A 21,303-nucleotide genomic window follows, 5' to 3' on the forward strand; every position below is an offset into this window, starting at 1 on the left:
GCTAGTAACTGACTCTCTCGCTTTCAGCAGCACTCATATATAAGTAACAAAGCTAAAACTGTTAGCATCCTACATCCTATTTAGGTACTACGGGCATTGGTGGTTGTTTTTGCTGACGTTGTAAATATTGACTTAATAAGTACGCCATGTCACCACGATTCATGGGACTTAATGGGTTAATGTTGCCATTGGGGTCTGTGTTGATGAATCCTTCGGCGATGACTGTGGCGATCGCCTTTCTTGCCCATTGGGGTATAGAATTTTGATCAGGATATGATTCTAGAATCTCATTGACTGTGGCATCGGGAAACTGAAAGACTCCATAAGCTTGGGCAAAAATTGCGATACCTTCAGCCCTTGTTACTTTTTGGTTAGGGAAAAACATTTTCCCCCTATAACCTTTCATAATATCTGTTTTTAAGACTGTTTGAATATCTTGATAAGCCCAATGATATTTAGGGACATCGGGAACATTTACAGCTTTTTCTTGTTTAGCTTCTTGGCGTTGATCTAAATAAAAAGCTTTAACTAAAATTGTTGCTAATTCTGCCCGACTAATTAATCTTTCTGGATAAAATTTACCATCGGGTAAATTATTCATTAATTTGGATTCTACAACTTTTTGGATATAATCTAAATCAGAACTATTAATATTTTCAACAGATGGCTGTTCTGTATTCATTTCTTGGGCAGTAACTGGGCTGTTTGATAAACAGGTTAATAATGTCAATGTACCTAGTAAATATTTTATCGCTATTATCATTTTAAACCTACAGGTTGTTTACACAAGTTTGGATTATGTTCTGTATTAGGAAATTACAGAATATTCATTTTTTCATGAAGACTCTTTTTGCTAGTTAAAAGTTTCATATTTAAACTTCATTTTGAGGAGCGTCATTGATAGGTAAAATTATATTTTCTGTATACTTAGCAAGTAATTGACGTTCAGATTCCCAATTTTGATATAAATTCATATTGTTGGCGAGAAATTCTTTACTAACTCTAGACTCTGAAATAGGCCAGCCAAATACTGACAGAATAGCTCTTTCTACAATCCAGTTTAGATGCTGAAGCGCAACTGATAATGAATACAGTTGAGATTTATTGAATGTGTCTCCATGAACGAGCTTGTTTCTAATTTCTGTAAGAGATGTTTTACCAGTAACATTCCAAATATCTTTTAAATCTAGTTGTAATGAATCACAGAATTGCTTAAAGGCAGTGCTAAAAGAAACACGATTTAACTCAGCAACCTTTTCATAAATTAATTGTCTTTTTTCTGGCGTTGCTTCTAAATCAGGGTATTTTTTTATCCATTTTTTAATCTCCTTTTCAAATACCTTCCAATCATCTTGAGACAGTACAAATTCTAATTCATTTTGTCGGCGAAAGTTTAAAACAAGTGTTTCTAGAACAGAATATAATCTAGTGAAAGAGCTTTCTAATGTAGCTTGCTCATTAGCACTGATATAAGAATAAATAGCTTGTCTTATAAGTATTTTTGGCTCAATTACTAAGAAGTTTTCATAAGCTGTTTCTATAAAACCTTTAAATTTACTTTTATCAACTATTGTTTCCTCTATACTATTTTCTTGGATATTTGTGGGAAGTGCTAAATTTCTTCTATAAAATTTCGTGAAATATTTTGAACAAACTAATTGCCAGCCAAGACAAAGGCAACGTTGCCTTGTTATGAAAGAAACTATTGCCAAAAAATCATCAAGATAATTAAGAATATCCTCTAATTTTTGGCTTTGTAAGTCTGCTTTACATTCTGCTACAAGTTCAGTAAAAGTTACTATATCATTGCTTTCCTTATTGTCCAGATAGCGATGATGGTTAGTAAAAATAACAGGAATAAAATTTGCTAGTAAAAATTCAAATTTATGTATAGTTTCAACTTTTACTTCACCAGTATAACTGCGTTCAATAATTTGAACAGGTGATAAAAGTACATTTGGAGTAAGCCAGAAATAAATGCTACTATTTACGTTAGCATTTTCATCATTATATTCATTGTTCAAAAAGTTGGTGATTTGAAAATCTATTGGATCTCCTATTAAAATATTTTCTTGAAAATCTGAACCAAAGTTACGAATATTTATACCTTTACTATAAACTTTACTTGCGTTTATTTTTCCTGTTATTTCTCCGGCAGTATTTCTCAATATTCCTTCAATTGAGAACTCAAATAGATGACGTGTCAGCGAAAGATGTTCTTGTGTTATGTAAAAATGAATGTTAATAGGATCAATAAGTTTTTTAGGCAGGAAAATTTTACAGGGAACATTATCTATTTGAAAATTATCTAACTTTTTTATAGTCATCAGAAGTTGATAATCTGCTTTAGCTTCTTCGGTCATTTACAACTCCTATTTTAAATATGCTCAAATAAATTTATTATATGATATACATTTTTCAGTAAAAACTTCAACCAAAAAGTATAAAATTTTTCTTAAAGGATATATTTGATATTGTTCAAGACTAAAAAGCTTGGAATATTTGAAAATCCACCGTTAAAGAAAGAAATAAACTTAAACTACAAAATGTATGTAATTTGGGTTATGTTCATTGTATGTAAATTTTATGGAGCAGTTTTAGAAATGTCCGTATCAGCAGATCCCGTCAAGTTGATGAAGCAAGAAGTTGGTAAAGCTGCCGCTGCCTTGGTAAAATCAGGTTCTATTGTTGGCTTAGGTACGGGTTCAACTACAGCTTATACAATACAGTTTTTGGGCGATCGCCTCAAGTCTGGAGAACTTAAAGATATTGTTGGTGTTCCCACTTCGTTTCAGTCGGAAGTGTTAGCAAAACAATATGGCGTTCCTCTTACTACTTTAGACGCTATTGATCATATTGACATTGCTATTGATGGTGCAGATGAAGTTGATCCCCACAAAAACTTAATTAAAGGTGGTGGTGCTGCACACACCCGCGAAAAAGTGGTAGATTACCTAGCAAATCAATTTATTGTTGTAGTTGATAGTGGTAAGTTGGTAGACAGTTTGGGTTCTAGTTTTGCAGTTCCTGTAGAAGTAATTCCTATGGCTATCACCCCCGTCATTAATGCTATCAAAAAACTCGGTGGTCAGCCAGAATTACGTATGGGTGTGAAAAAAGCTGGCCCTGTAATCACTGATCAAGGTAACATGGTTTTGGATGTCACATTTGATCATATTGACGACCCTGTAAATTTAGAAAAAACACTCAACAATCTTCCCGGTGTTTTGGAAAATGGCATCTTTGTCAACTGTGTTGATTTGGTTTTGATTGGTGAAGTTATTGATGGTAAACCTTCTGTTCGCCAAATGTAGGTAAAATAAAATAAGGTGGGTATTTCCCACCTATTAAAAAGCTCAGTCCAAGACACAAATTAAGTAATTAATCATTATCGAAAATTTCATTATGTTATATAAAAGATTTGGACGCACAAATTTACAAATGCCAGTGTTTTCCTGTGGGGGAATGCGTTATCAATTCAAATGGCAAGATGTTAAACCAGAGGAAATTCCCCAAGACAAACAAGATAATTTAGAAGCTACTATTCGTCGTGCTGTTGAGTTAGGAATTAATCATATTGAAACTGCACGTGGTTACGGAACTTCGGAAATGCAATTAGGTAGAATTTTACCTCAGTTTGACCGAGAAAAGTTAATAGTGCAAACTAAGGTTTCTCCTGTTGCAAATGCCAAGGAATTTAGAAAAACCTTTGAAAAATCTTTAGCCTATCTGAAATTAGATTATGTTGATTTATTAGGTTTACATGGAATTAATAATGATGAAACTTTAAATCATAGTATTCGTGATGGTGGTTGTTTAGAAGTTGCCAAAGAATTACAAGCAGAGGGAAAAGTTAGATTTATTGGTTTTTCCACCCACGGTTCAACAGAGATAATTACTGAGGCAATTAATAGCAATCAATTTGATTATGTAAACCTACATTGGTACTATATCAATCAATGGAACTGGTCAGCTATAGAAGCCGCCAATAAATTAGATATGGGTGTATTTATTATCAGTCCTGCGAATAAAGGAGGTTTGTTATATCAACCTTCCCAAAAATTAGTCAACCTATGTCAACCATTGAGTCCGATGGTGTTTAATGATTTATTTTGTTTAAGTCATCCCCAAGTACATACTTTAAGTATTGGTGCTGCAAAACCCAGTGATTTCGATGAACATTTAAAGACATTAGAATTATTAGATAAAACTGAGGAAATCTTACCCCCTATTATTCAAAAATTAGAAAATGCAGCCATAGAAACTTTAGGGGAAGAATGGTTTAAAACCTGGGATATGAACTTACCAAACTGGGAAGAAACCCCAGGAAATATCAACATCAAAGTAGTTTTATGGTTGTTAAATTTGACCCTAGCCTATGATATGATAGAGTATGGAAAAATGCGGTATAACTTATTAGGTAATGGTAATCATTGGTTTCCTGGAAATAAAGCTGATAAATTGAATGAAGTGAATTTACAAAACTGTCTTGTTAACAGTCCCCAAGCTGATAAAATTCCTCAAATGTTAGCTAAAGCTAATGAAATATTAAAGGATAAAGAAGTAAAGCGATTATCTCAAAGTTAAATCGGAAAACAGTGAAAACACTAATCATTGATAATTATGATTCTTACACCTTTAACCTATATCAAATAATTGCAGAGGTAAATGGAGAAAATCCCATTGTTATCCGTAATGATGAAGTTGACTGGGAAGAATTAACAAAGATTAAATTTGATAATATAGTAATTTCCCCAGGTCCAGGTAGACCAGAAAATGATCAAGATTTTGGTATTTGTGGTCAAGTATTACAAAATATCCAAATTCCTGTTTTAGGTGTGTGTTTAGGACATCAAGGATTAGGTTATTTTTATGGGGGAAAAATTATCCATGCACCCGAAATAAAACATGGTAGATTTAGCAAAGTTGAACACAATAATTGTGAATTATTTCATGGTTTACCATCACCATTTTTAGCTGTTTGTTATAATTCCTTAGTTGTTGCAAATGACATACCTGAATGTTTAGAAAAAACTGCTTGGACTCCTGATAATGTAATCATGGGTTTACGTCATCGCAATTTACCTTTTTGGGGTGTACAATTTCATCCTGAGTCAATTTGTACTGAATATGGTAAAGATATTTTTAAAAACTTTAGAAATATAACTGCTGATTTTTATAATTATCAAATTTTGGAACATAGGAATAATCAAAAAATACTTTCACCAAAGAGACATCAAAAACACAAACAACAAAAATATCAAGTTATTAGTAAAAAATTAAATATATATCCTGATGTTGAACAGGTATTTGTACAGCTTTTTGGTGAAGGTGTAAATACTTTTTGGTTAGACAGTAGTAGATATGAACCGGGTTTATCTCGTTTTTCATTTATGGGAGATAATAGCAGTGTTAATAGTTTATTAGTTGAGTATAAAACCGAAAATCAAGAAATTCAAATTACCCAAGCTGGTAAAACTACAACTCAGCAAGAAAGTATCTTTGATTATTTACAAAGAGAAATCAATCATAGATATTTTGTAAATGAAGAATTACCCTTTGATTTTAATTGTGGGTTTGTAGGATATTTTGGTTATGAACTCAAAGCAGAATGTGGTGGTAATTTAGTCCATCATTCTGATTTACCAGATGCTGCATTTATCTTAGCAGATAAAATCATCGCTTTTGACCATCAGGAAAAAGTTACTTATTTAGTATGTTTAACTAAAATAGAAGCAACAGAAATAGCAGAAGCGTGGTTTTTAGAAATAGAGTCAAAACTCCAAACTTTATCACCACTAAAATCAATTATTAAACCTGCAAATCAAAAAAAGGTCAACTTCCATTTACAACAGTCAACCCAAGATTATCTTGATGATATTCAAACATCATTAAAAGAAATTTACCACGGTGAAACTTATCAAGTTTGTTTAACCAATAAATTATCTACAGATATAACCCCCGAACCCTTAGAATTTTATCGGACACTGAGAAAAATTAACCCTGCACCTTATTCAGCTTTTTTAAGGTTTAAGAATTTTACCATTGCTTGTTCTTCACCGGAAAGATTTTTAAGGATAGATTCCCAAGGTTGGGTAGAAACAAAACCCATAAAAGGAACATTAGCAAGGGGAAAAACAGCTTCAGAAGACGAAAGTTTAAAAGACAGTTTACGCAACAGTGAAAAAGACCGTTCTGAAAATTTAATGATTGTGGATTTATTACGTAATGATTTAGGGAGAGTTTGTCAAATTGGTAGTGTTCATGTTCCCAAATTAATGGATGTAGAAACCTATAGTACAGTACATCAATTAGTAACTACAATCAGGGGTTTATTACGTCCAGAAATGACAGTGACTGAATGTATAAAAATGGCATTTCCTGGTGGTTCAATGACAGGTGCGCCAAAAATTAGAACCATGGAAATTATAGATAAATTAGAACCAAAAGCTAGAGGTATTTATTCAGGTGCAATTGGTTTTTTAAGTTGTAATAGTGCAGCAGATTTAAACATTGTTATTCGTACTGCTATTTTAACACCTGGACAGACTTATATCGGTGTGGGTGGGGGAATTGTCGCGTTATCAAATCCTGAAGATGAGTTATCGGAAATGTTGTTGAAAGCAAAAGCTTTAGTTGATGCTTTAGTAATTAATGTGAATAATGACTAATTATGCCAAAGTTGTTAAACCTTGTAAATAATCCTGTAATTGTCTAGCATGATCATGAGACATTTTTGGTTTTGGTAAAGAACTAGGTTCAAAGGCCTGAATTTCTAACACTTCCAAATCATCTCCTACTGTCATTTCCCCTTCTACTTCCGCTTCCACTACAACACAAATAGAATGAATTCTAGGGTCTCGATCTGGTGCAGAATAAACTCCCACCAAACGACGAATTTTTAATAGTTCTAAACCAGTTTCTTCCATTAATTCTCGCCGGACTGCACTAGGAATATCTTCTCCCCAGTCCACCATCCCACCGGGTAAAGACCAACAACCATCATCACTGCGTCGGACTAAAACAATGCGTCCATCAGGTAAAACCGGAATCACACTTGTACCAGTAATAGGATGGCGAAAAATAATACCCAATACTGTTTGTCCAAGGTGCCATAAACTGCGTGGATATTTAATCAAGGGAGTAAAAAAAGTAATAATATTCAAGTTCCAAATCTTGGTTTTGTGTTGTTTTTTATAATTAATTGACACCGAATAGAAATGTAACTGACAAAATATTAATTTAGTTTTGTTTTATACAATTCTATAAAGTGCATTAGGTTAAATTCTCAGTACAAATATGAGAATTAACCAATTCTAACATCTGCTTTTATTAACTGCACATAATTTACACTCAAAAGATTCAGAAGTTGATTTTTATTTTAATCAAATTTTAATCAAAAACTACATTCATTACTTTTGAAAGATCCTGTGCAATTAGTTAAATTAAGTATTTGATCAATTTTTTACTAAAACTATATATATTTAACTTCCTAGAATAACTATAAAAATCCGGGTAGTTTGTTTCTTAAATTACAGCTATAGACAAAACGAAAAACACAAAGATTCAATCATATATCAGGTTTAGCAAGATTCATTTAAAAATCAAATAAGATAAATGTATTAATATTTACTTGTTTGTAAAAGTAACTTCCAGTCCAAGCCACACGCCAGTCATAAATTTTCGGGAATTTGCTCGCATAATCAGAAATTAGATCAAATAGTAAATAGTATTAATAAGCTTTTATAATTCTACATAAAAGTTATTACTTGTAAGTCAAAATAAAAACTCTTTCCCCTCCTGATAGAGAAGGTGTGTCCAAAAAAGTAGTACAGTGAAAGATGGATCTAGTAGCGTTAGCATCTTGACAAAATAACCTGTGCGAAAAATTGTTATTGCCGGTAACTGGAAAATGTTCAAAACCCAGGCAGAATCCTCAGAATTTTTAAATGGATTTTTGCCTCATCTGGAGGATACACCCTCAGCCAGAGAAGTTGTGTTGTGTCCTCCCTTCACTGATTTAAGCCTATTGTCCAAATCATTACACGGTAGTCGTGTGAATTTGGGTGCGCAAAATGTCCATTGGGAAGAAAACGGAGCATACACTGGTGAAATTGCTGCTCCCATGCTCACGGAATTGGGTGTGCGCTATGTCATTGTTGGTCATAGTGAAAGAAGACAATATTTTGGCGAAACAGACGCAACAGTAAATTTGCGCCTCAAAGCTGCTCAAAAATATGGACTGACACCTATTCTCTGTGTTGGTGAAACCAAACAACAACGGGATGAAAAGAAAACCGAAAAATTGATTAGTAACCAGTTAGAAAAAGGCTTAGTTGATGTAGATCAAACTAACCTAGTTATAGCCTATGAACCAATTTGGGCTATTGGTACTGGTGAAACCTGCGAAGCTAAAGAAGCAAATCGGGTAATTGGTTTAATTCGCTCTCAATTGACGAATCCTAATGTAACTATTCAATATGGCGGTTCAGTAAAACCGAATAATATTGATGAAATTATGGCTCAACCAGAAATTGACGGCGCTCTTGTCGGAGGTGCAAGTCTAGAAGCTGATAGTTTTGCCAAGATTGTTAATTATCAATAACAAAGGCAAGAGGCAAGAGGCAAGAGGCAAGAGGCAAGAGAATAAAGTTAATTTGTTCAATTTCTTTCATGCCCTATGCCCTATGCCCTATGCCCATTCGGTAAATTATGTCAAAACAATTAATTATTCGTGGAAACTGTTTTAATTGGGGACAGCGAACATACTTAATGGGGATTTTAAATGTCACCCCTGATAGTTTTAGTGATGGAGGTCAATTTAATAACCCTAATGCTGCCTTAGCTCAAGCACAAGCAATGGTAGAAGTTGGGGCTGATATTATTGATATTGGTGGTCAATCAACCAGACCAGGTGCAGAACAAATTACCCTGACGGAAGAACTTGATCGGGTATTGTCAGTTTTACAAATAATCAGACCAAAAATCAATATTCCTATTTCTGTAGATACAACTAGAGCAGATGTAGCTAAAGCTGCCATAGAAGCAGGGGCTGATATAGTTAATGATATTTCTGGGGGTACTTTTGATCAGCAAATGTTATCAACGGTGGGTAAGTTAAATGTACCAATTATGTTGATGCACATCCGGGGAACTCCCCAAACAATGCAACAATATACAGATTATCAAGACTTGATGGGAGAGATTTATAGTTTCTTATCCCAACAAATTAAAGTCGCAGTTTCTGCTGGCATTTCCTCAGATAAAATTATTATTGATCCTGGAATTGGCTTTGCTAAAAATTATCACCAAAATTTAGAAATTTTTCGCCAATTACCAGAATTAAAAAAGTTAGAATGTCCCATCTTGGTGGGAGCATCTCGCAAAAGTTTTATTGGTAAAATTATCAATCAACCAGAACCTAAAGCCAGAGTTTGGGGAACAGCAGCAGCTTGTTGTGCTGCAATTTTTAATGGTGCTGATATTCTCAGAGTTCACGATGTTGCCCAAATGAAAGATGTTTCTCTGGTTGCCGATGCTATTTACAGACAGTTTACAGATAACTTCCCAATTAATTATTAATTTGTACCGTTACTAAAGTTTTTACCCTCTTCTTCTTTGGTGACTGACTCAGCAATCAACTCTTGAAACATATCAGTTGAATTCACAGGGTCTACAAATACAATTTTGGCATTATTACTTTCACTGAGTTTTTGACTAGCGTGTACATAGTCTTGGGCAACAAGATACCGTAAAATATCCTTACTTTCGGGATGAGAACGTAAAACTCCAGAAATAATTTCCATGGAAGCTCTAGTTCCTTCGGCTTTTTTTATTGCTGCTTGTCTTTCCCCTTCAGCAGCAGAAATCACCGCTCTTTTTTCAATTTCCGCAGCTCGCTCCTTTTCCATTGATGCGCGAACGCTTTCTGGTGGTGTAATTCTTTGAATATCCAAACGAATAATTTGAGCGCCCCAACCTGCTGTAACTGCATTTAAATGGTCTAATAATGTTCTATCCATTTCGTCTCTGGACATATTAGTATCTTCTAAGCTGTTTTGGGCAATGATTTCTCGTAGGCTTGTAGTAGTTAAATTAGCAAGTGCCTGTTGCAAATCATCAATTTCATAAAAGCTTTTCTCTATATCTATGATTTTCCAGTACACGACTCCATCAACTTCTAAGTAAATATTATCCTTAGTAATCACATTTTGAGGCTTGATATCTAAAACTTGCTCCCTGGTTGTATCTTCCATGACAATTTGGTCAATCAAGGGAACAATGAAATTCAATCCTGAACTAAGTACCCGATGATACTTCCCTAATCTTTCAACTACAGCAACATTTCCTTGATTGATTAATTTAGCTGATCCAAAAGCATAGCCTACTAGTGCTAATACAACTATTGCAATAAATAGATCCATATATGCTCCTTTTGAGAATTTGTAAGTTTCATTGTAGAACAGTATGATCCCTTTTGAGATTGGGGATTACGAGTAATCAACTAGACATAAAGTATGAATAAACTAGGATATTTTTATCAGTGTTTATTTATGACTACAACATGATACTTGATATGACTGAGTTATCCTCTAAATTTAAGCACAAATTTAGTAAAAATTGAGGGGTGTAAGGGGGTTTAGTAATGTTAAACAGATACTGAGAAATCCAGGAATTTATCCCCCTACATTCATCGCTGCTAAAAATGCCTTTTGACTTACATCTTTATAAATGGTTTGTAAATAATTCATCATCAAATCACCCGTAGAGGAAGCGGCTACATTTTCCTGATCTTTAGCTAGGGGAATTGTGCCTAAAGTATCTAATACTGTCTCACTGACACTAGGAGAAATTACCACTAAGGATGACTCTAATGGCTCATTGTATTGCCAAAAGTTATTTAATTTTAATAAATCTTGATATTCAGTAGGTTTTTGTTGAATTTCTGAAGTTTCAGTTTCTAAAGGTATTATTTCAGTTTGTTCTTGGTTTTTACTGCTGCGTAATTTCCTTAAATCACTGATAATTTGGTCTCTAGTTCTTCCTCTTAATTGAAATAAGACAAAAGGATCTTCACTAAAGCGATCGCCTAATTGATAATATACAGCACCGATGTGTTTACAAGGTACAGCTTTATCAGGACAAGAACATTTACCATGAACATCACCTAAAGTAAAAGGAAATAAGGAAAGTCCATTACTGGTAAATACATCCTCAATATTTTGTGGCATTTCTCCTGCTAACAACTTAGCCGCAAAAATTGATTTTTGGGACATAGTTTCAATTACATAACCCCATTCTTCATCACTAAAAGCATCTAGAGATAAAGAAACTTGATAGGGTTCTGGTTCACTACCTTGCACCCTAGCTAATACTTTAGCTAACTTAAACTCAATATTTAAAACATTACCTTGTCTAGAATAATTTCTAGCTCTTTCTAACCGTTTTTTAAACCGATAAGAATCTAGTAAATCTAGCCACCTTTGTGACCACCATTCTCTGCTTGCTTGTAAGGTATCATTAGTCATAATTTAGGAGTCAGGAGTCAGAATATATATTTTACCTTATTCTTCATCCTCATCAATTATTGCATTACGGTCAAGTAATAGTAAATCACGTAATTGATCTGTATTTAGTTCCGTTAACCATTCTTCACCAGTACCCACAACTTGTTCCGCTAATTGTTTCTTACTTTCAATCATGTCATTAATTTTTTCCTCTAAAGTACCAGTACAAACAAATTTATGAACTTGCACATTCTTAGTTTGTCCAATTCTAAATACTCTATCCGTAGCTTGATTTTCAACCGCAGGATTCCACCATCTATCAAAATGAAAAACATGATTTGCCCTAGTTAAATTTAAACCCACACCACCTGCTTTCAAAGACAAAATCATAATTGGTGGTCCTTGGGGATCATGTTGAAAACGGTCAATCATTTCTTCCCGCTGCTTTTTACTAGTGCTACCATACAAAAATAGGATTTCTCTACCCAAACGTTTTTCTAAATAAGGTTTAAGTAATTTACCCCATTCGGCAAACTGAGTAAAAATCAAAGCCCGGTTTCCTTCAGCTAAAACTTCCTCTAGCATTTCTTCTAGACGCTGTAATTTTGCCGATTGATATTTTCCTAAACTAGATTCTTTTAAATATTGTGCCGGGTGATTACAAATTTGTTTAAGTTTGACCAATAAACCTAAAATCATACCTCGACGTTGCAAACCTTCCGCTGATTCAATTTCCACTAAAGATTCATCTACCAACTCTTGATATAATTGCCCCTGTTCAGCAGTTAAACCACAAAAAACAGTCATTTCCTGCTTTTCTGGTAAATCTTGAATAATGGTTTTATCCGTTTTTAAACGACGCAAAATAAAAGGTTGCACTAATGACCTTAGCTGTGTTAAAGAATCAGTATCACCATATTTTTCAATCGGCATAGCAAACCGTCTTTGAAAAAACTGTTTATTACCCAAATAACCAGGATTGAGAAAATCTAAAATAGACCATAATTCCTGCAATCTATTTTCTACAGGTGTTCCAGTTAAAGCAATCCGAAATGTAGTATCTAATTTTCGCACAGCTTGAGATTGTTTAGAATCTGCATTTTTGATATTTTGAGCTTCATCTAAAACAATCATTTGCCAATTCATCGTTTGCAATATCTTAATATCTCTATGTACCAATGAATAGCTAGTAATTACTAAATCGTACTTATTGATAGTGGCAGTAAATGTTTTACCTTTGGGGCGTTTATCACCATGATATTGTAAAACTTTGAGCTTAGGCGCAAATTTTTTAACTTCCTTTTCCCAGTTACCCAAAACAGAAGTTGGACAAACTAAAAGACTAGGATTTTCTAAGGCATTTTGTTCTTGCAGATGGAGTAAAAAAGCAATGAATTGGATCGTTTTTCCCAATCCCATATCGTCCGCTAAACAAGCGCCCAAACCCCATCTTTCTAAAAATGCTAACCAAGCAGCACCACGTTCTTGATAAGGTCTTAATTTTCCGCAGAAATTACTAGGAGTTGGCAAAGGTTGAATATCTTGATTATTAGTTAAATTCCCCACTAATTCCTGCAATGCACCGGAAGCATCAAAACTAACTACAGGTAATTTTTCAATTGTTTGAGTATCTCCTGTGCTAATTCTTAAAGCATCTTCTAAAGATAAAGACATTTGTTCTTGACGAGATGCAAAAAAGTTTTGGGCAGTCTTAATATCTTGCTGTCTTAATTCTACCCACTCACCATTAATTTCTACTAAAGGACTGTTTAAAGCTACCAATTTATCAAATTCGGATTTAGAAATTGTCTGTCCACCAATTGCTAATTGCCATTGGAAACTTAACAAACTTTGTAAACCTAAACGTCCTTGTTTTTGTTTAGCTGGTTCAGCATTAATTTTCAATCCTAAACGATTAGCCCAACCTTCACGATTAGCTAAACTTGGTGGTAAAATTACTCCTAAACCACTATCTTCTAATTTCCAAGCTACTGTTTTAATAAATTCATAAGCTTGAACAGGACTAAGAGTACACAATTCGGGAGATGCAGTTTCTAAACTAGGTGTTATCACTGGATATAACCGAGAAGCTAAACCCAAACCCCTCAAAAATGTTTCCTGGGGTTGTTCAATTATTCGCTGTTGATAAGCTAATTTTTCAACTGGATGATTCCAAATAGTTTTAGCATCTATTAAAAATTGATCATCATCTGTTGCTTGCAAAGAATAAGCTAATATCCAATCTGTGTTTTCTGCTGCTGGTGGATGTAGTTGAAAACAAGTCCGAAATGCAGCTTTTCCCGCTAATTGATATTGTAGTGGTCTAGTCCATGCTTTAATGGCTGCTTCTAATCTTTCCAGTTCCGTTGCATCAGTATTCATAACATGAGATGTCCCAGTTAAAGACTGTAACCACTGCTGTACAGCCGATGGTAAAGACATCATTAATCTATTATCAACAGGAGATTGAGAACCTAGCATCTCTCGAATTTGGGCATCTATGACATGATTGAGAAATGTCAAAATTAATTCCTGTGGTGCTTGGGGAAAATCAACGGCTAAGTTAATTTGATTACTTTCTTGATATTGCTGAAAAGTACGACAGACTAAAGGCATTTTGGTAGCAAATTTTTCTAATCTAGTTGTATCTGTAGAACTATCTAAAAGTACCTGCCATTTAGCAATAATAGAAGTATCTGATGTGTGATGAATAGCTGGTAGAAATTTACAGCGGGCAATTAAATCTAAACTCCAACGTGCTATCTGCACCCAAAACCTTAAATCTCCCCCTAAGAAAGCATCTTTGCCATCTGTTGAACTCAATGGTAAAGAAGTTAGAAATTTAATAGCTTCACGAGGTTGGAGACAAAAACCTTCAATTTTCCAAGGATGTAAATATTGTAGTGAATTATCATCAATATCTAAGCTGGCAGAATGTACAGGATAAATTACTGGATCATTTCCTATGAATTTAGTGATTAAAGTAATTATTTGTGATTCTGTAGTTAATGTGTTTTCTGTTTTTTTTGTACTCTTCCGGGTTTTTTGTTTGCTAACTGTAACCGCAGAATTTTGAATATAGTTATTAATTTGTAAATTATTTATTTCTAACCATTTGCCTAACTCAGCGGCTGTCATAGATAATGGATTGAATGGAATTTCCGTTGAGTTAATAGATTCCCTCCCAATCTGGGAATTTCGCCAAGTTTCGCCCCATACAAATAAACGGTTGTTGTCCTTGTCATTTAACCAAATACCGTGTAAAATCGCCATGTTTATCAGATACTAATTGTTTAACTAAGGTAATTTAAGTAATTAAGTAATTAAGTAATTTAAGTGAAAGTAAGTAAAAGTTTAGATTCAAAGATCCAAATAATTGCAGTATAAGATTAAAAAATCAAGAATTTTCAACTTTTACTCTCTGCGACTGTGCGACTCTGCGTGAAATAAAATCATACTCTTAATCAGCAACGCCTAATCTGCTATCTCCCTGTTTTCCCTCTCTCCTACCCTGTACCTCCTGTTCCCTAACTTTAATCTGTGAAACTAATATATCTAACAGAAGCCGTCCATAGTGCATAAATGTTAGGATTGCCACAGAGAGAGAATAGAGTGCATAGAAGGAAAACAAACTGAATGGCAGAAATTGATAAGTCAATATCCTTTGATGGTAGGGATATTCGGCTGAAGGTTGGATTGTTAGCCCCCCAAGCTGGTGGGTCGGTGTTGATAGAATCGGGGGATACTGCTGTTTTAGTGACAGCTACAAGGTCACAAGCCAGAGAAGGCATTGATTTTCTTCCCCTCACGGTAGATTACGAAGAAAGACTGTACGCAGCTGGTAGAATCCCTGGTGGTATTATGCGTCGGGAAGGCCGTCCACCAGAAAAGGCGATTCTTACTAGCCGATTAATTGACCGTCCTCTTCGTCCTCTGTTCCCTTCATGGTTACGGGATGATTTGCAAATTATTGCTTTCACCCTGTCAATGGATGAACAAGTACCGCCAGATGTGTTAGCTGTGACTGGTGCTTCAATTGCTACTCTTATTGCCCAAATTCCTTTTAATGGACCTATGGCGGCAGTGAGAGTAGGTTTAGTGGGTGATGACTTTATCATTAATCCTACTTATGCGGAAGTTGAAGCGGGAGATTTGGATTTAATTGTCGCTGGTTCACCTGATGGTGTGATCATGGTGGAAGCAGGGGCTAATCAGTTACCGGAACGGGATATTATCGAAGCGATTGACTTCGGTTATGAAGCAGTCAGAGATTTAATCCAAGCGCAATTGGATTTAGTCGAAGAACTAGGTTTAAAAATTATCCAGGAAGCGCCTCCAGAAGTAGATCAAACCTTAGAAAACTATATCCGCGATCGCGCTAATGCTGAAATTAAGAAAATCTTGGCGCAATTTGAGTTAACTAAAACTGAACGTGATGCTGCTTTAGATGTAGTTAAAGATGGTATCTCTACTGAAATTGAAGCTCTACCCGAAGAAGATCCAATTCGCCTGGCAGCTACAGCTAATAGTAAAGCCCTTGGTAATACTTTTAAGAGTATCACCAAATACTTTATGCGTCGCCAAATTGTTGAAGATAATGTCCGTGTTGATGGTCGAAAACTAGATGAAGTTCGTCCAGTTTCTTGTCAAGTTGGCTTGTTACCTCAACGAGTTCATGGCAGCGGTTTATTTAACCGAGGACTAACTCAAGTATTATCAGTTTGTACTTTAGGTACACCTGGCGATGCTCAAAACCTCAACGATGACCTGCAAACAGATCAATCTAAACGCTACTTACATCATTACAACTTCCCTCCCTTCTCCGTCGGTGAAACTAAACCCATGCGAGCGCCCGGAAGACGAGAAATTGGTCACGGTGCATTAGCAGAAAGGGCAATTTTACCCGTATTACCAACCAAAGAACAATTCCCTTACGTGATCCGTGTAGTTTCAGAAGTTCTATCTTCTAACGGTTCTACCTCCATGGGTTCTGTTTGTGGTTCTACCCTCGCCCTCATGGATGCAGGTGTACCCATTCTTAAACCCGTCAGCGGTGCGGCAATGGGTTTAATTAAAGAAGGTGATGAAGTCCGTGTTTTAACAGATATCCAAGGTATTGAAGACTTCTTGGGTGATATGGACTTTAAGGTTGCGGGTACTGATACAGGTATCACTGCCTTACAAATGGATATGAAAATATCTGGTTTATCTTTGGACGTAATCAAACAGGCTGTAGAACAAGCAAAAGATGCTAGGTTACACATCCTGGGTAAAATGCTTGAGACAATTGAAACACCTCGTCTTGAGACATCACCTTTTGCCCCACGTCTGTTAACCATCAAGATCGATCCTGACATGATCGGTTTAGTCATTGGACCCGGTGGTAAAACCATCAAGGGAATAACTGAAGAAACAGGTGCAAAAATTGACATTGAAGACAGTGGCATAGTCACCATTTCCGCAGTTGATGAAAACCGAGCCAAGCGAGCGCGTAACATCGTTCAAGGCATGACTCGCAAACTGCATGAAGGGGATGTTTACATAGGTCGTGTGACACGAATTATACCTATTGGTGCATTTGTGGAATTCTTGCCCGGAAAAGAAGGTATGATCCACATTTCTCAACTTGCTGACTATCGAGTTGGTAAGGTTGAAGATGAGGTAGCAGTTGGTGATGAAGTGATTGTCAAAGTGCGCGAAATTGACAATAAAGGTAGAATCAACCTGACACGCTTGGGTATTCACCCAGATGATGCTGCTAAAGCACGGGAAGCTGCGGCTACAAATCGTTAACAACGATTAAGGATTTTAGATTTTGGATTAGAGATAAATCCCAATTCTAAAATCCGCGATGCCTGATTTTTACAGTGGGCATCGCTGTATGATTTTTTTATTATTTTGAATAGTGATATTGGAGGTAAGCAAGATATGGCTACTAGAGAAGAAATCACCATCAAAGTGCCATCAGAAATTGCAGAAGCCTATCGTCAAGCAACGAAGGAAGAACAGGAACAAATTCAACTCAAGTTTGCATCAATTATGCAATTAAAACTTTTCAATTCTCGACAAGATGCTGTGCAACATCTCAGAAATATGATGGATGAAGTTAGCAAAGAAGCACAAGCACAAGGTTTAACGCCTGAGATTTTAGACTCTATTTTATAAATTGCACTATGATGGATATTTTTCTTCTGGGTAAGGTAAAGTCTTTGTTAAAACAACTGGACGATTAGCACCAGTTGGCAGAAGATAAATTGATATACGAACATCACAATTTTTTGCATCTTCCGGTAAAGAAGGTCTTTTTGTTGCTGCTGCGAGTGAAATCCTACCGGGACCATCAATTATGATTTCGTATCGTGTACTTTCAATTGTTAAAGAGCCAGGTTTACCTGCTCCCAATCTATGGTCATCAAGAGCAGGATTTAAACTAATCGGATTAGACTCAAATGTTGGAATTCCAGAAATTTCAAACTCTACGCGACATAGATGATATGGAATGATCACACGCTCCCTACTTTTAGGAACAATGTACAACTCTGAATTTAAACGCAATTCATCGGAATGATAATTTCCTACAGAATCTTCTCCTGCAATTGTGGCTGTCAGTTCAATTTCAAGAATTTCGATTTCCGGTAATAATTCGAGTGGAGCAAGTAATCGAATCAGGTCAGAACGATGTGCGGATCTTATAGCAGTCTTTTCACGCCAAGGAACTTCAAGTTCAACAGAACCTCCTCCTGGAGAACCATAAACTGGATTCTTAACAACAAAAGGAGCGCGCTCAGTTTCAAATAGCAAAGCCACAACGATTTTGTCATCAACAGGAATATTCAATGAAGAAATCATTCTTGGAGCAAGCTCATTAAAAAAGGACTCTACTTGAGGATACCAACTAGCAACATCATTGGCATTAGCTCCAATAACACAATCAATACCTTTTTTTTCATCAACACCTATTAGCCAAAGTATATTCTCTCCTCGTGCAGCATTAGCATGACCTGCTATTCGACGAGCAGCCTTCGCTTCAGGTATCCAGACTGCCTTTAACTCAACCAAAAAATCTTCGTTAGGTTGACCACTTTTGACACAATCAATAACTCTCAATGCCCAACTTTCAATTTGTCTAGAATTCATCTCTCTAATCAAAATTTTTGCTTCAAAAATTTAAAAAAATATAACGTCAACTTTATTACTGTGCATTGACGTATTAAAAAATTACACTTACTACATAATACACAACTTTTATTTCCGCAACCAGTAACATCCCCAAAAATCAGAGTTTCTTGTTACAACAACTTTTAAGCTGGTTGGGACATCAACAGATAAGAAAACCTAGACATAAACAAATCTTTAACTCTGTCACCTGTCACCTGTCACCTGTCACCTTCTTAATTTGTCAATTTCCAGAATGTTTGCTACATAAAAACTAAGTAACCTAAACGGTTAACTTGTTATCCCTCATTGGAAATCCATCATAGTGAGTGCTAAACGTCTACCAGAAACCACCGCCCATGTCCGCATCACCGCTCAATCTTGGCAATATGGCTTAATTGAAGGTGATGTCAGTGCAGGAGATTTTGAATGGCATTTTAAATGGCATTTCCGTCGGGGGGAATTATCTGTCAAACCCTCTCAAGGTCGGGCTTTAATCAAAGAACCTCTCGGTCGCTTTTTAGAAAAACAAGATTATCAATTAGAACCAGGGGGAGATTATGCTTTTACGATTCGGGCAGAATTATAAATAAATTAATTATTAATTAGAAGTTAAGCGATTAAGGTAGCGTTCAATTAAAAGGATAGCTACTATATCATCTATTGGTCTGGGAGGTTGTCGCATACCTTTGGGTAACAATTTTGTTATTCCTGTGGGTGGGAACATTTGCCAATAGCGATCGCGTGCTTCTAAAGTTGTATAACGTTCATCCACTAAAATAATATTTACAGTGGGAATTAATTCCTGATTCAATTGTTTTTTCCACTTTTTTGCCGTGGTTTGATCTCCCATCACAACTAAGGAAATAGGATATTGTTGTCTTAATGATGAAATTTGAGCGATCGCCTCATCAGCAGCGACAACTTGATGGAAATAAAGTTTTCTATCCAATCCCATCACAGCCACACCACATTTATCTCGACCAGGATCAAAGCCCAAAATTGCAGGTTGTGTATTAGTCATTAGTTATTACCAATTACCCATTACCCATTAATTTAAGTGCTAAAAATAACTTTTCCATCAGATATTGCTACTAACTTGACTCTCAAAGGACCCGCTGTATAGGTGTCTTCTGCTGCGATCGCTTTAATTTCCAGTGTTGCTTGAGACTCTTGTAATTGAGTAAAAAATCGCCCAACAGTCCCATCTATCTGTACATTTTCCAGAATACCAGCATTACGGGCGCGAAACTGAGAAGCAGAAATCAACAAATCCAACCTTTGCCTTAATTGATATAGTGTCATATTTTTCATATCAGCGGAAGTTGTCGCCAAAACTTCACTAGCTGAAAACACCAATTCATTTGGCATCGCATCAGCAAAAAATTCTATCTGCTTTTCTCCTCGGACATAATTACCAGCAGAAAAAATTCTCACCACATATTCTCGACCATCTTGAATTTGTTTGATCAGTTGTTCAACCCTTTCTTTAGTAACACGCAATAACTCTGAATTTCCAGGAGTTGTATTAGGTTCACTTAATTGAATATTGGCATTGCGATTAGCTTGTTGCAAAATTTGCATTACCACTTGACTAGCAGCAGTAGGTTTATCTACACGCACTATTCCAGCAGCGATTACCTGACCACGAACTAAAGCCAACTTACCTAAACGTAAATCACGGTAAGATTGATAATATTTTTCTAACCTTGCTACTTCCTGCTCTAAATATGTTTGTTGTTTTTCCAATTCTTTTAAGCGAGATTCCCTAGTAGCAATTACTTTTTCCCTTTGTTTAATTTCTAAATTTCGATTTTGAATTAATTTATCCAAATTAGCAATTTTTTGATCACGCTGCTCAATCACTTTTTGACGATTAGCCAATTCCTGATCACGTTTTTCAATCGCCGTCTTAGCTTCATCTATAGCTTTTTTAGCCTCTGCATACAACCGCTGACGTTCCTTTGCTAATTCTGCAACTGCGGTTTGTAATTCTTGCCGTTGATTATATAAACTTTGCAATTCTGATGTAGACTTTCTGTACTGAATCACCACTTCACCCAATCTACTTTGAGTATCTTTTAATTGAGCTTGGGTTTTAGATTGCTGACTGATAGTACGGTTAAGTTGGGCTTGTGTAATTCTTTGTTTAGCATTAGCAGCTTGCAAAGACTGATTAATTTTTTGTAAATCTTGCTGTGCTTGAGCTTGTTCTTTCCTTGACTCCGTTAACTGATTCTCTACCTGATTTTTTTGGTCTTCTGCAATTTTTAACTGTTCTCGTTTATCTATCAGGTCTTTTTGAATATCTTCCAACTCAAACACCCCTTTTCGCAACCCTTCATCAGCCGCAAATAGAATTGCTAAAGTAGAAGCAGAAATGATCCCACCCGTAAAAATTGTTACTAATACCGCTGTTTTTTTCGGACGCAGATTGAAGAGTGAGAGGCGTGCTTTACCCACCCGTGTGCCGATGCGATCGCCCACGGTGGCAATTACGCCTCCCAAAATTAGAATTGCTGCTATCAGGATGTACCCAGTGGCCATCTTCAACTACCACCAAAAAGCTTCCAGATACAGCCTACTACTTTCAACCATAGTCTGTGGGGGAAAGAAGATTGGCAAAAGTAGAAATTAGTCA

17 protein-coding genes are annotated in these 21,303 nt (G+C 35.7%); 8 read left to right on the top strand and 9 right to left on the bottom strand.

Features of this window, described 5'->3' with window-relative positions:
- Positions 1-76: 76 nt before the first annotated feature.
- Positions 77-763 carry an S-layer homology domain-containing protein gene (locus WJM97_RS11810; RefSeq protein ID WP_353929003.1) on the bottom strand — a complete coding sequence of 229 codons (687 nt, stop codon included), beginning with the start codon at positions 761-763 and terminating at the stop codon, positions 77-79.
- A 109-nt stretch (positions 764-872) separates the two neighbouring features.
- Positions 873-2,363 carry a hypothetical protein gene (locus tag WJM97_RS11815; RefSeq protein ID WP_353929004.1) on the bottom strand — a complete coding sequence of 497 codons (1,491 nt, stop codon included), beginning with the start codon at positions 2,361-2,363 and terminating at the stop codon, positions 873-875.
- A gap of 240 nt (positions 2,364-2,603) precedes the next feature.
- Between WJM97_RS11815 and rpiA the strand changes: the two genes are divergently transcribed.
- From rpiA to pabB, 3 genes are all read left to right on the top strand, one after another.
- Positions 2,604-3,314 (top strand): ribose-5-phosphate isomerase RpiA, encoded by a 711-nt coding sequence (gene rpiA / locus WJM97_RS11820; RefSeq protein ID WP_353933157.1) that lies wholly within the window; start codon positions 2,604-2,606, stop codon positions 3,312-3,314.
- Positions 3,315-3,405: 91 nt separating this feature from the next.
- Positions 3,406-4,587 (top strand): aldo/keto reductase, encoded by a 1,182-nt coding sequence (locus WJM97_RS11825; RefSeq protein WP_353929005.1) that lies wholly within the window; start codon positions 3,406-3,408, stop codon positions 4,585-4,587.
- 11 nt (positions 4,588-4,598) lie between these two features.
- A complete protein-coding gene (gene pabB / locus WJM97_RS11830; protein WP_353929006.1) occupies positions 4,599-6,671 on the top strand; it encodes an aminodeoxychorismate synthase component I in 2,073 nt (690 codons plus the stop codon).
- Here pabB and WJM97_RS11835 read toward each other — a convergent pair whose 3' ends face one another.
- Positions 6,672-7,166, bottom strand: coding sequence for an NUDIX hydrolase (locus WJM97_RS11835; protein WP_353929007.1), 495 nt, complete (start codon positions 7,164-7,166; stop codon positions 6,672-6,674).
- A gap of 713 nt (positions 7,167-7,879) precedes the next feature.
- On the opposite strand from WJM97_RS11835, the gene tpiA reads away from it, so the two are divergent.
- Together tpiA and folP are read left to right on the top strand one after the other, a co-directional pair.
- Positions 7,880-8,605 (top strand): triose-phosphate isomerase, encoded by a 726-nt coding sequence (gene tpiA / locus WJM97_RS11840; protein WP_353929008.1) that lies wholly within the window; start codon positions 7,880-7,882, stop codon positions 8,603-8,605.
- A 107-nt stretch (positions 8,606-8,712) separates the two neighbouring features.
- On the top strand, positions 8,713-9,582 hold the full coding sequence (gene folP / locus WJM97_RS11845; RefSeq protein ID WP_353929009.1) for a dihydropteroate synthase: 870 nt from the start codon (positions 8,713-8,715) through the stop codon (positions 9,580-9,582).
- Here folP and WJM97_RS11850 read toward each other — a convergent pair.
- The 3 genes from WJM97_RS11850 to WJM97_RS11860 form a co-directional block, all read right to left on the bottom strand.
- Positions 9,579-10,424 carry an SPFH domain-containing protein gene (locus WJM97_RS11850; RefSeq protein WP_353929010.1) on the bottom strand — a complete coding sequence of 282 codons (846 nt, stop codon included), beginning with the start codon at positions 10,422-10,424 and terminating at the stop codon, positions 9,579-9,581. The two genes, folP and WJM97_RS11850, sit on opposite strands and share 4 nt — an antisense overlap.
- Before the next feature lie 252 nt (positions 10,425-10,676).
- Positions 10,677-11,528: an SWIM zinc finger family protein gene (locus tag WJM97_RS11855; protein ID WP_353929011.1), complete on the bottom strand. Its 852-nt coding sequence runs from the start codon at positions 11,526-11,528 to the stop codon at positions 10,677-10,679.
- 36 nt (positions 11,529-11,564) lie between these two features.
- On the bottom strand, positions 11,565-14,780 hold the full coding sequence (locus WJM97_RS11860; protein ID WP_353929012.1) for a DEAD/DEAH box helicase: 3,216 nt from the start codon (positions 14,778-14,780) through the stop codon (positions 11,565-11,567).
- Positions 14,781-15,143: 363 nt separating this feature from the next.
- Here WJM97_RS11860 and WJM97_RS11865 point away from each other — a divergent pair, with 363 nt between their 5' ends.
- On the top strand, positions 15,144-17,300 hold the full coding sequence (locus WJM97_RS11865) for a polyribonucleotide nucleotidyltransferase (RefSeq protein WP_353929013.1): 2,157 nt from the start codon (positions 15,144-15,146) through the stop codon (positions 17,298-17,300).
- A 135-nt stretch (positions 17,301-17,435) separates the two neighbouring features.
- A complete protein-coding gene (locus WJM97_RS11870) occupies positions 17,436-17,672 on the top strand; it encodes a hypothetical protein (RefSeq protein ID WP_353929014.1) in 237 nt (78 codons plus the stop codon).
- A gap of 6 nt (positions 17,673-17,678) precedes the next feature.
- Here the strand turns inward: WJM97_RS11870 and WJM97_RS11875 are convergent, their stop codons facing one another.
- Positions 17,679-18,644: a hypothetical protein gene (locus WJM97_RS11875; protein WP_353929015.1), complete on the bottom strand. Its 966-nt coding sequence runs from the start codon at positions 18,642-18,644 to the stop codon at positions 17,679-17,681.
- 343 nt (positions 18,645-18,987) lie between these two features.
- Between WJM97_RS11875 and WJM97_RS11880 the strand changes: the two genes are divergently transcribed.
- The gene (locus tag WJM97_RS11880; RefSeq protein ID WP_353929016.1) at positions 18,988-19,251 is read left to right on the top strand and encodes a DUF3146 family protein; all 264 of its coding nucleotides are present in this window, start codon (positions 18,988-18,990) and stop codon (positions 19,249-19,251) included.
- Positions 19,252-19,263: 12 nt separating this feature from the next.
- Here the strand turns inward: WJM97_RS11880 and WJM97_RS11885 are convergent, their stop codons facing one another.
- Together WJM97_RS11885 and WJM97_RS11890 are read right to left on the bottom strand one after the other, a co-directional pair.
- The gene (locus WJM97_RS11885) at positions 19,264-19,686 is read right to left on the bottom strand and encodes a pre-16S rRNA-processing nuclease YqgF (protein WP_353929017.1); all 423 of its coding nucleotides are present in this window, start codon (positions 19,684-19,686) and stop codon (positions 19,264-19,266) included.
- A 32-nt stretch (positions 19,687-19,718) separates the two neighbouring features.
- On the bottom strand, positions 19,719-21,209 hold the full coding sequence (locus WJM97_RS11890; RefSeq protein WP_353929018.1) for a DUF3084 domain-containing protein: 1,491 nt from the start codon (positions 21,207-21,209) through the stop codon (positions 19,719-19,721).
- Positions 21,210-21,303 lie beyond the last annotated feature (94 nt).

Origin of the sequence: Okeanomitos corallinicola TIOX110, assembly GCF_038050375.1 — a bacterium.
In the GTDB taxonomy this organism is placed as follows: Bacteria; Cyanobacteriota; Cyanobacteriia; order Cyanobacteriales; family Nostocaceae; genus Okeanomitos; species Okeanomitos corallinicola.

What these genes read in the sequence shown, in the direction of transcription:
- WJM97_RS11810 (WP_353929003.1), bottom strand. Translation starts at nt 763, where the DNA reads ATGATAATAGCGATAAAATATTTACTAGGTACATTGACATTATTAACC.
- WJM97_RS11815 (WP_353929004.1), bottom strand. Translation starts at nt 2,363, where the DNA reads ATGACCGAAGAAGCTAAAGCAGATTATCAACTTCTGATGACTATAAAA.
- rpiA (WP_353933157.1), top strand. Translation starts at nt 2,604, where the DNA reads ATGTCCGTATCAGCAGATCCCGTCAAGTTGATGAAGCAAGAAGTTGGT.
- WJM97_RS11825 (WP_353929005.1), top strand. Translation starts at nt 3,406, where the DNA reads ATGTTATATAAAAGATTTGGACGCACAAATTTACAAATGCCAGTGTTT.
- folP (WP_353929009.1), top strand. Translation starts at nt 8,713, where the DNA reads ATGTCAAAACAATTAATTATTCGTGGAAACTGTTTTAATTGGGGACAG.
- WJM97_RS11850 (WP_353929010.1), bottom strand. Translation starts at nt 10,424, where the DNA reads ATGGATCTATTTATTGCAATAGTTGTATTAGCACTAGTAGGCTATGCT.
- WJM97_RS11855 (WP_353929011.1), bottom strand. Translation starts at nt 11,528, where the DNA reads ATGACTAATGATACCTTACAAGCAAGCAGAGAATGGTGGTCACAAAGG.
- WJM97_RS11860 (WP_353929012.1), bottom strand. Translation starts at nt 14,780, where the DNA reads ATGGCGATTTTACACGGTATTTGGTTAAATGACAAGGACAACAACCGT.
- WJM97_RS11865 (WP_353929013.1), top strand. Translation starts at nt 15,144, where the DNA reads ATGGCAGAAATTGATAAGTCAATATCCTTTGATGGTAGGGATATTCGG.
- WJM97_RS11870 (WP_353929014.1), top strand. Translation starts at nt 17,436, where the DNA reads ATGGCTACTAGAGAAGAAATCACCATCAAAGTGCCATCAGAAATTGCA.
- WJM97_RS11875 (WP_353929015.1), bottom strand. Translation starts at nt 18,644, where the DNA reads ATGAATTCTAGACAAATTGAAAGTTGGGCATTGAGAGTTATTGATTGT.
- WJM97_RS11885 (WP_353929017.1), bottom strand. Translation starts at nt 19,686, where the DNA reads ATGACTAATACACAACCTGCAATTTTGGGCTTTGATCCTGGTCGAGAT.
- WJM97_RS11890 (WP_353929018.1), bottom strand. Translation starts at nt 21,209, where the DNA reads ATGGCCACTGGGTACATCCTGATAGCAGCAATTCTAATTTTGGGAGGC.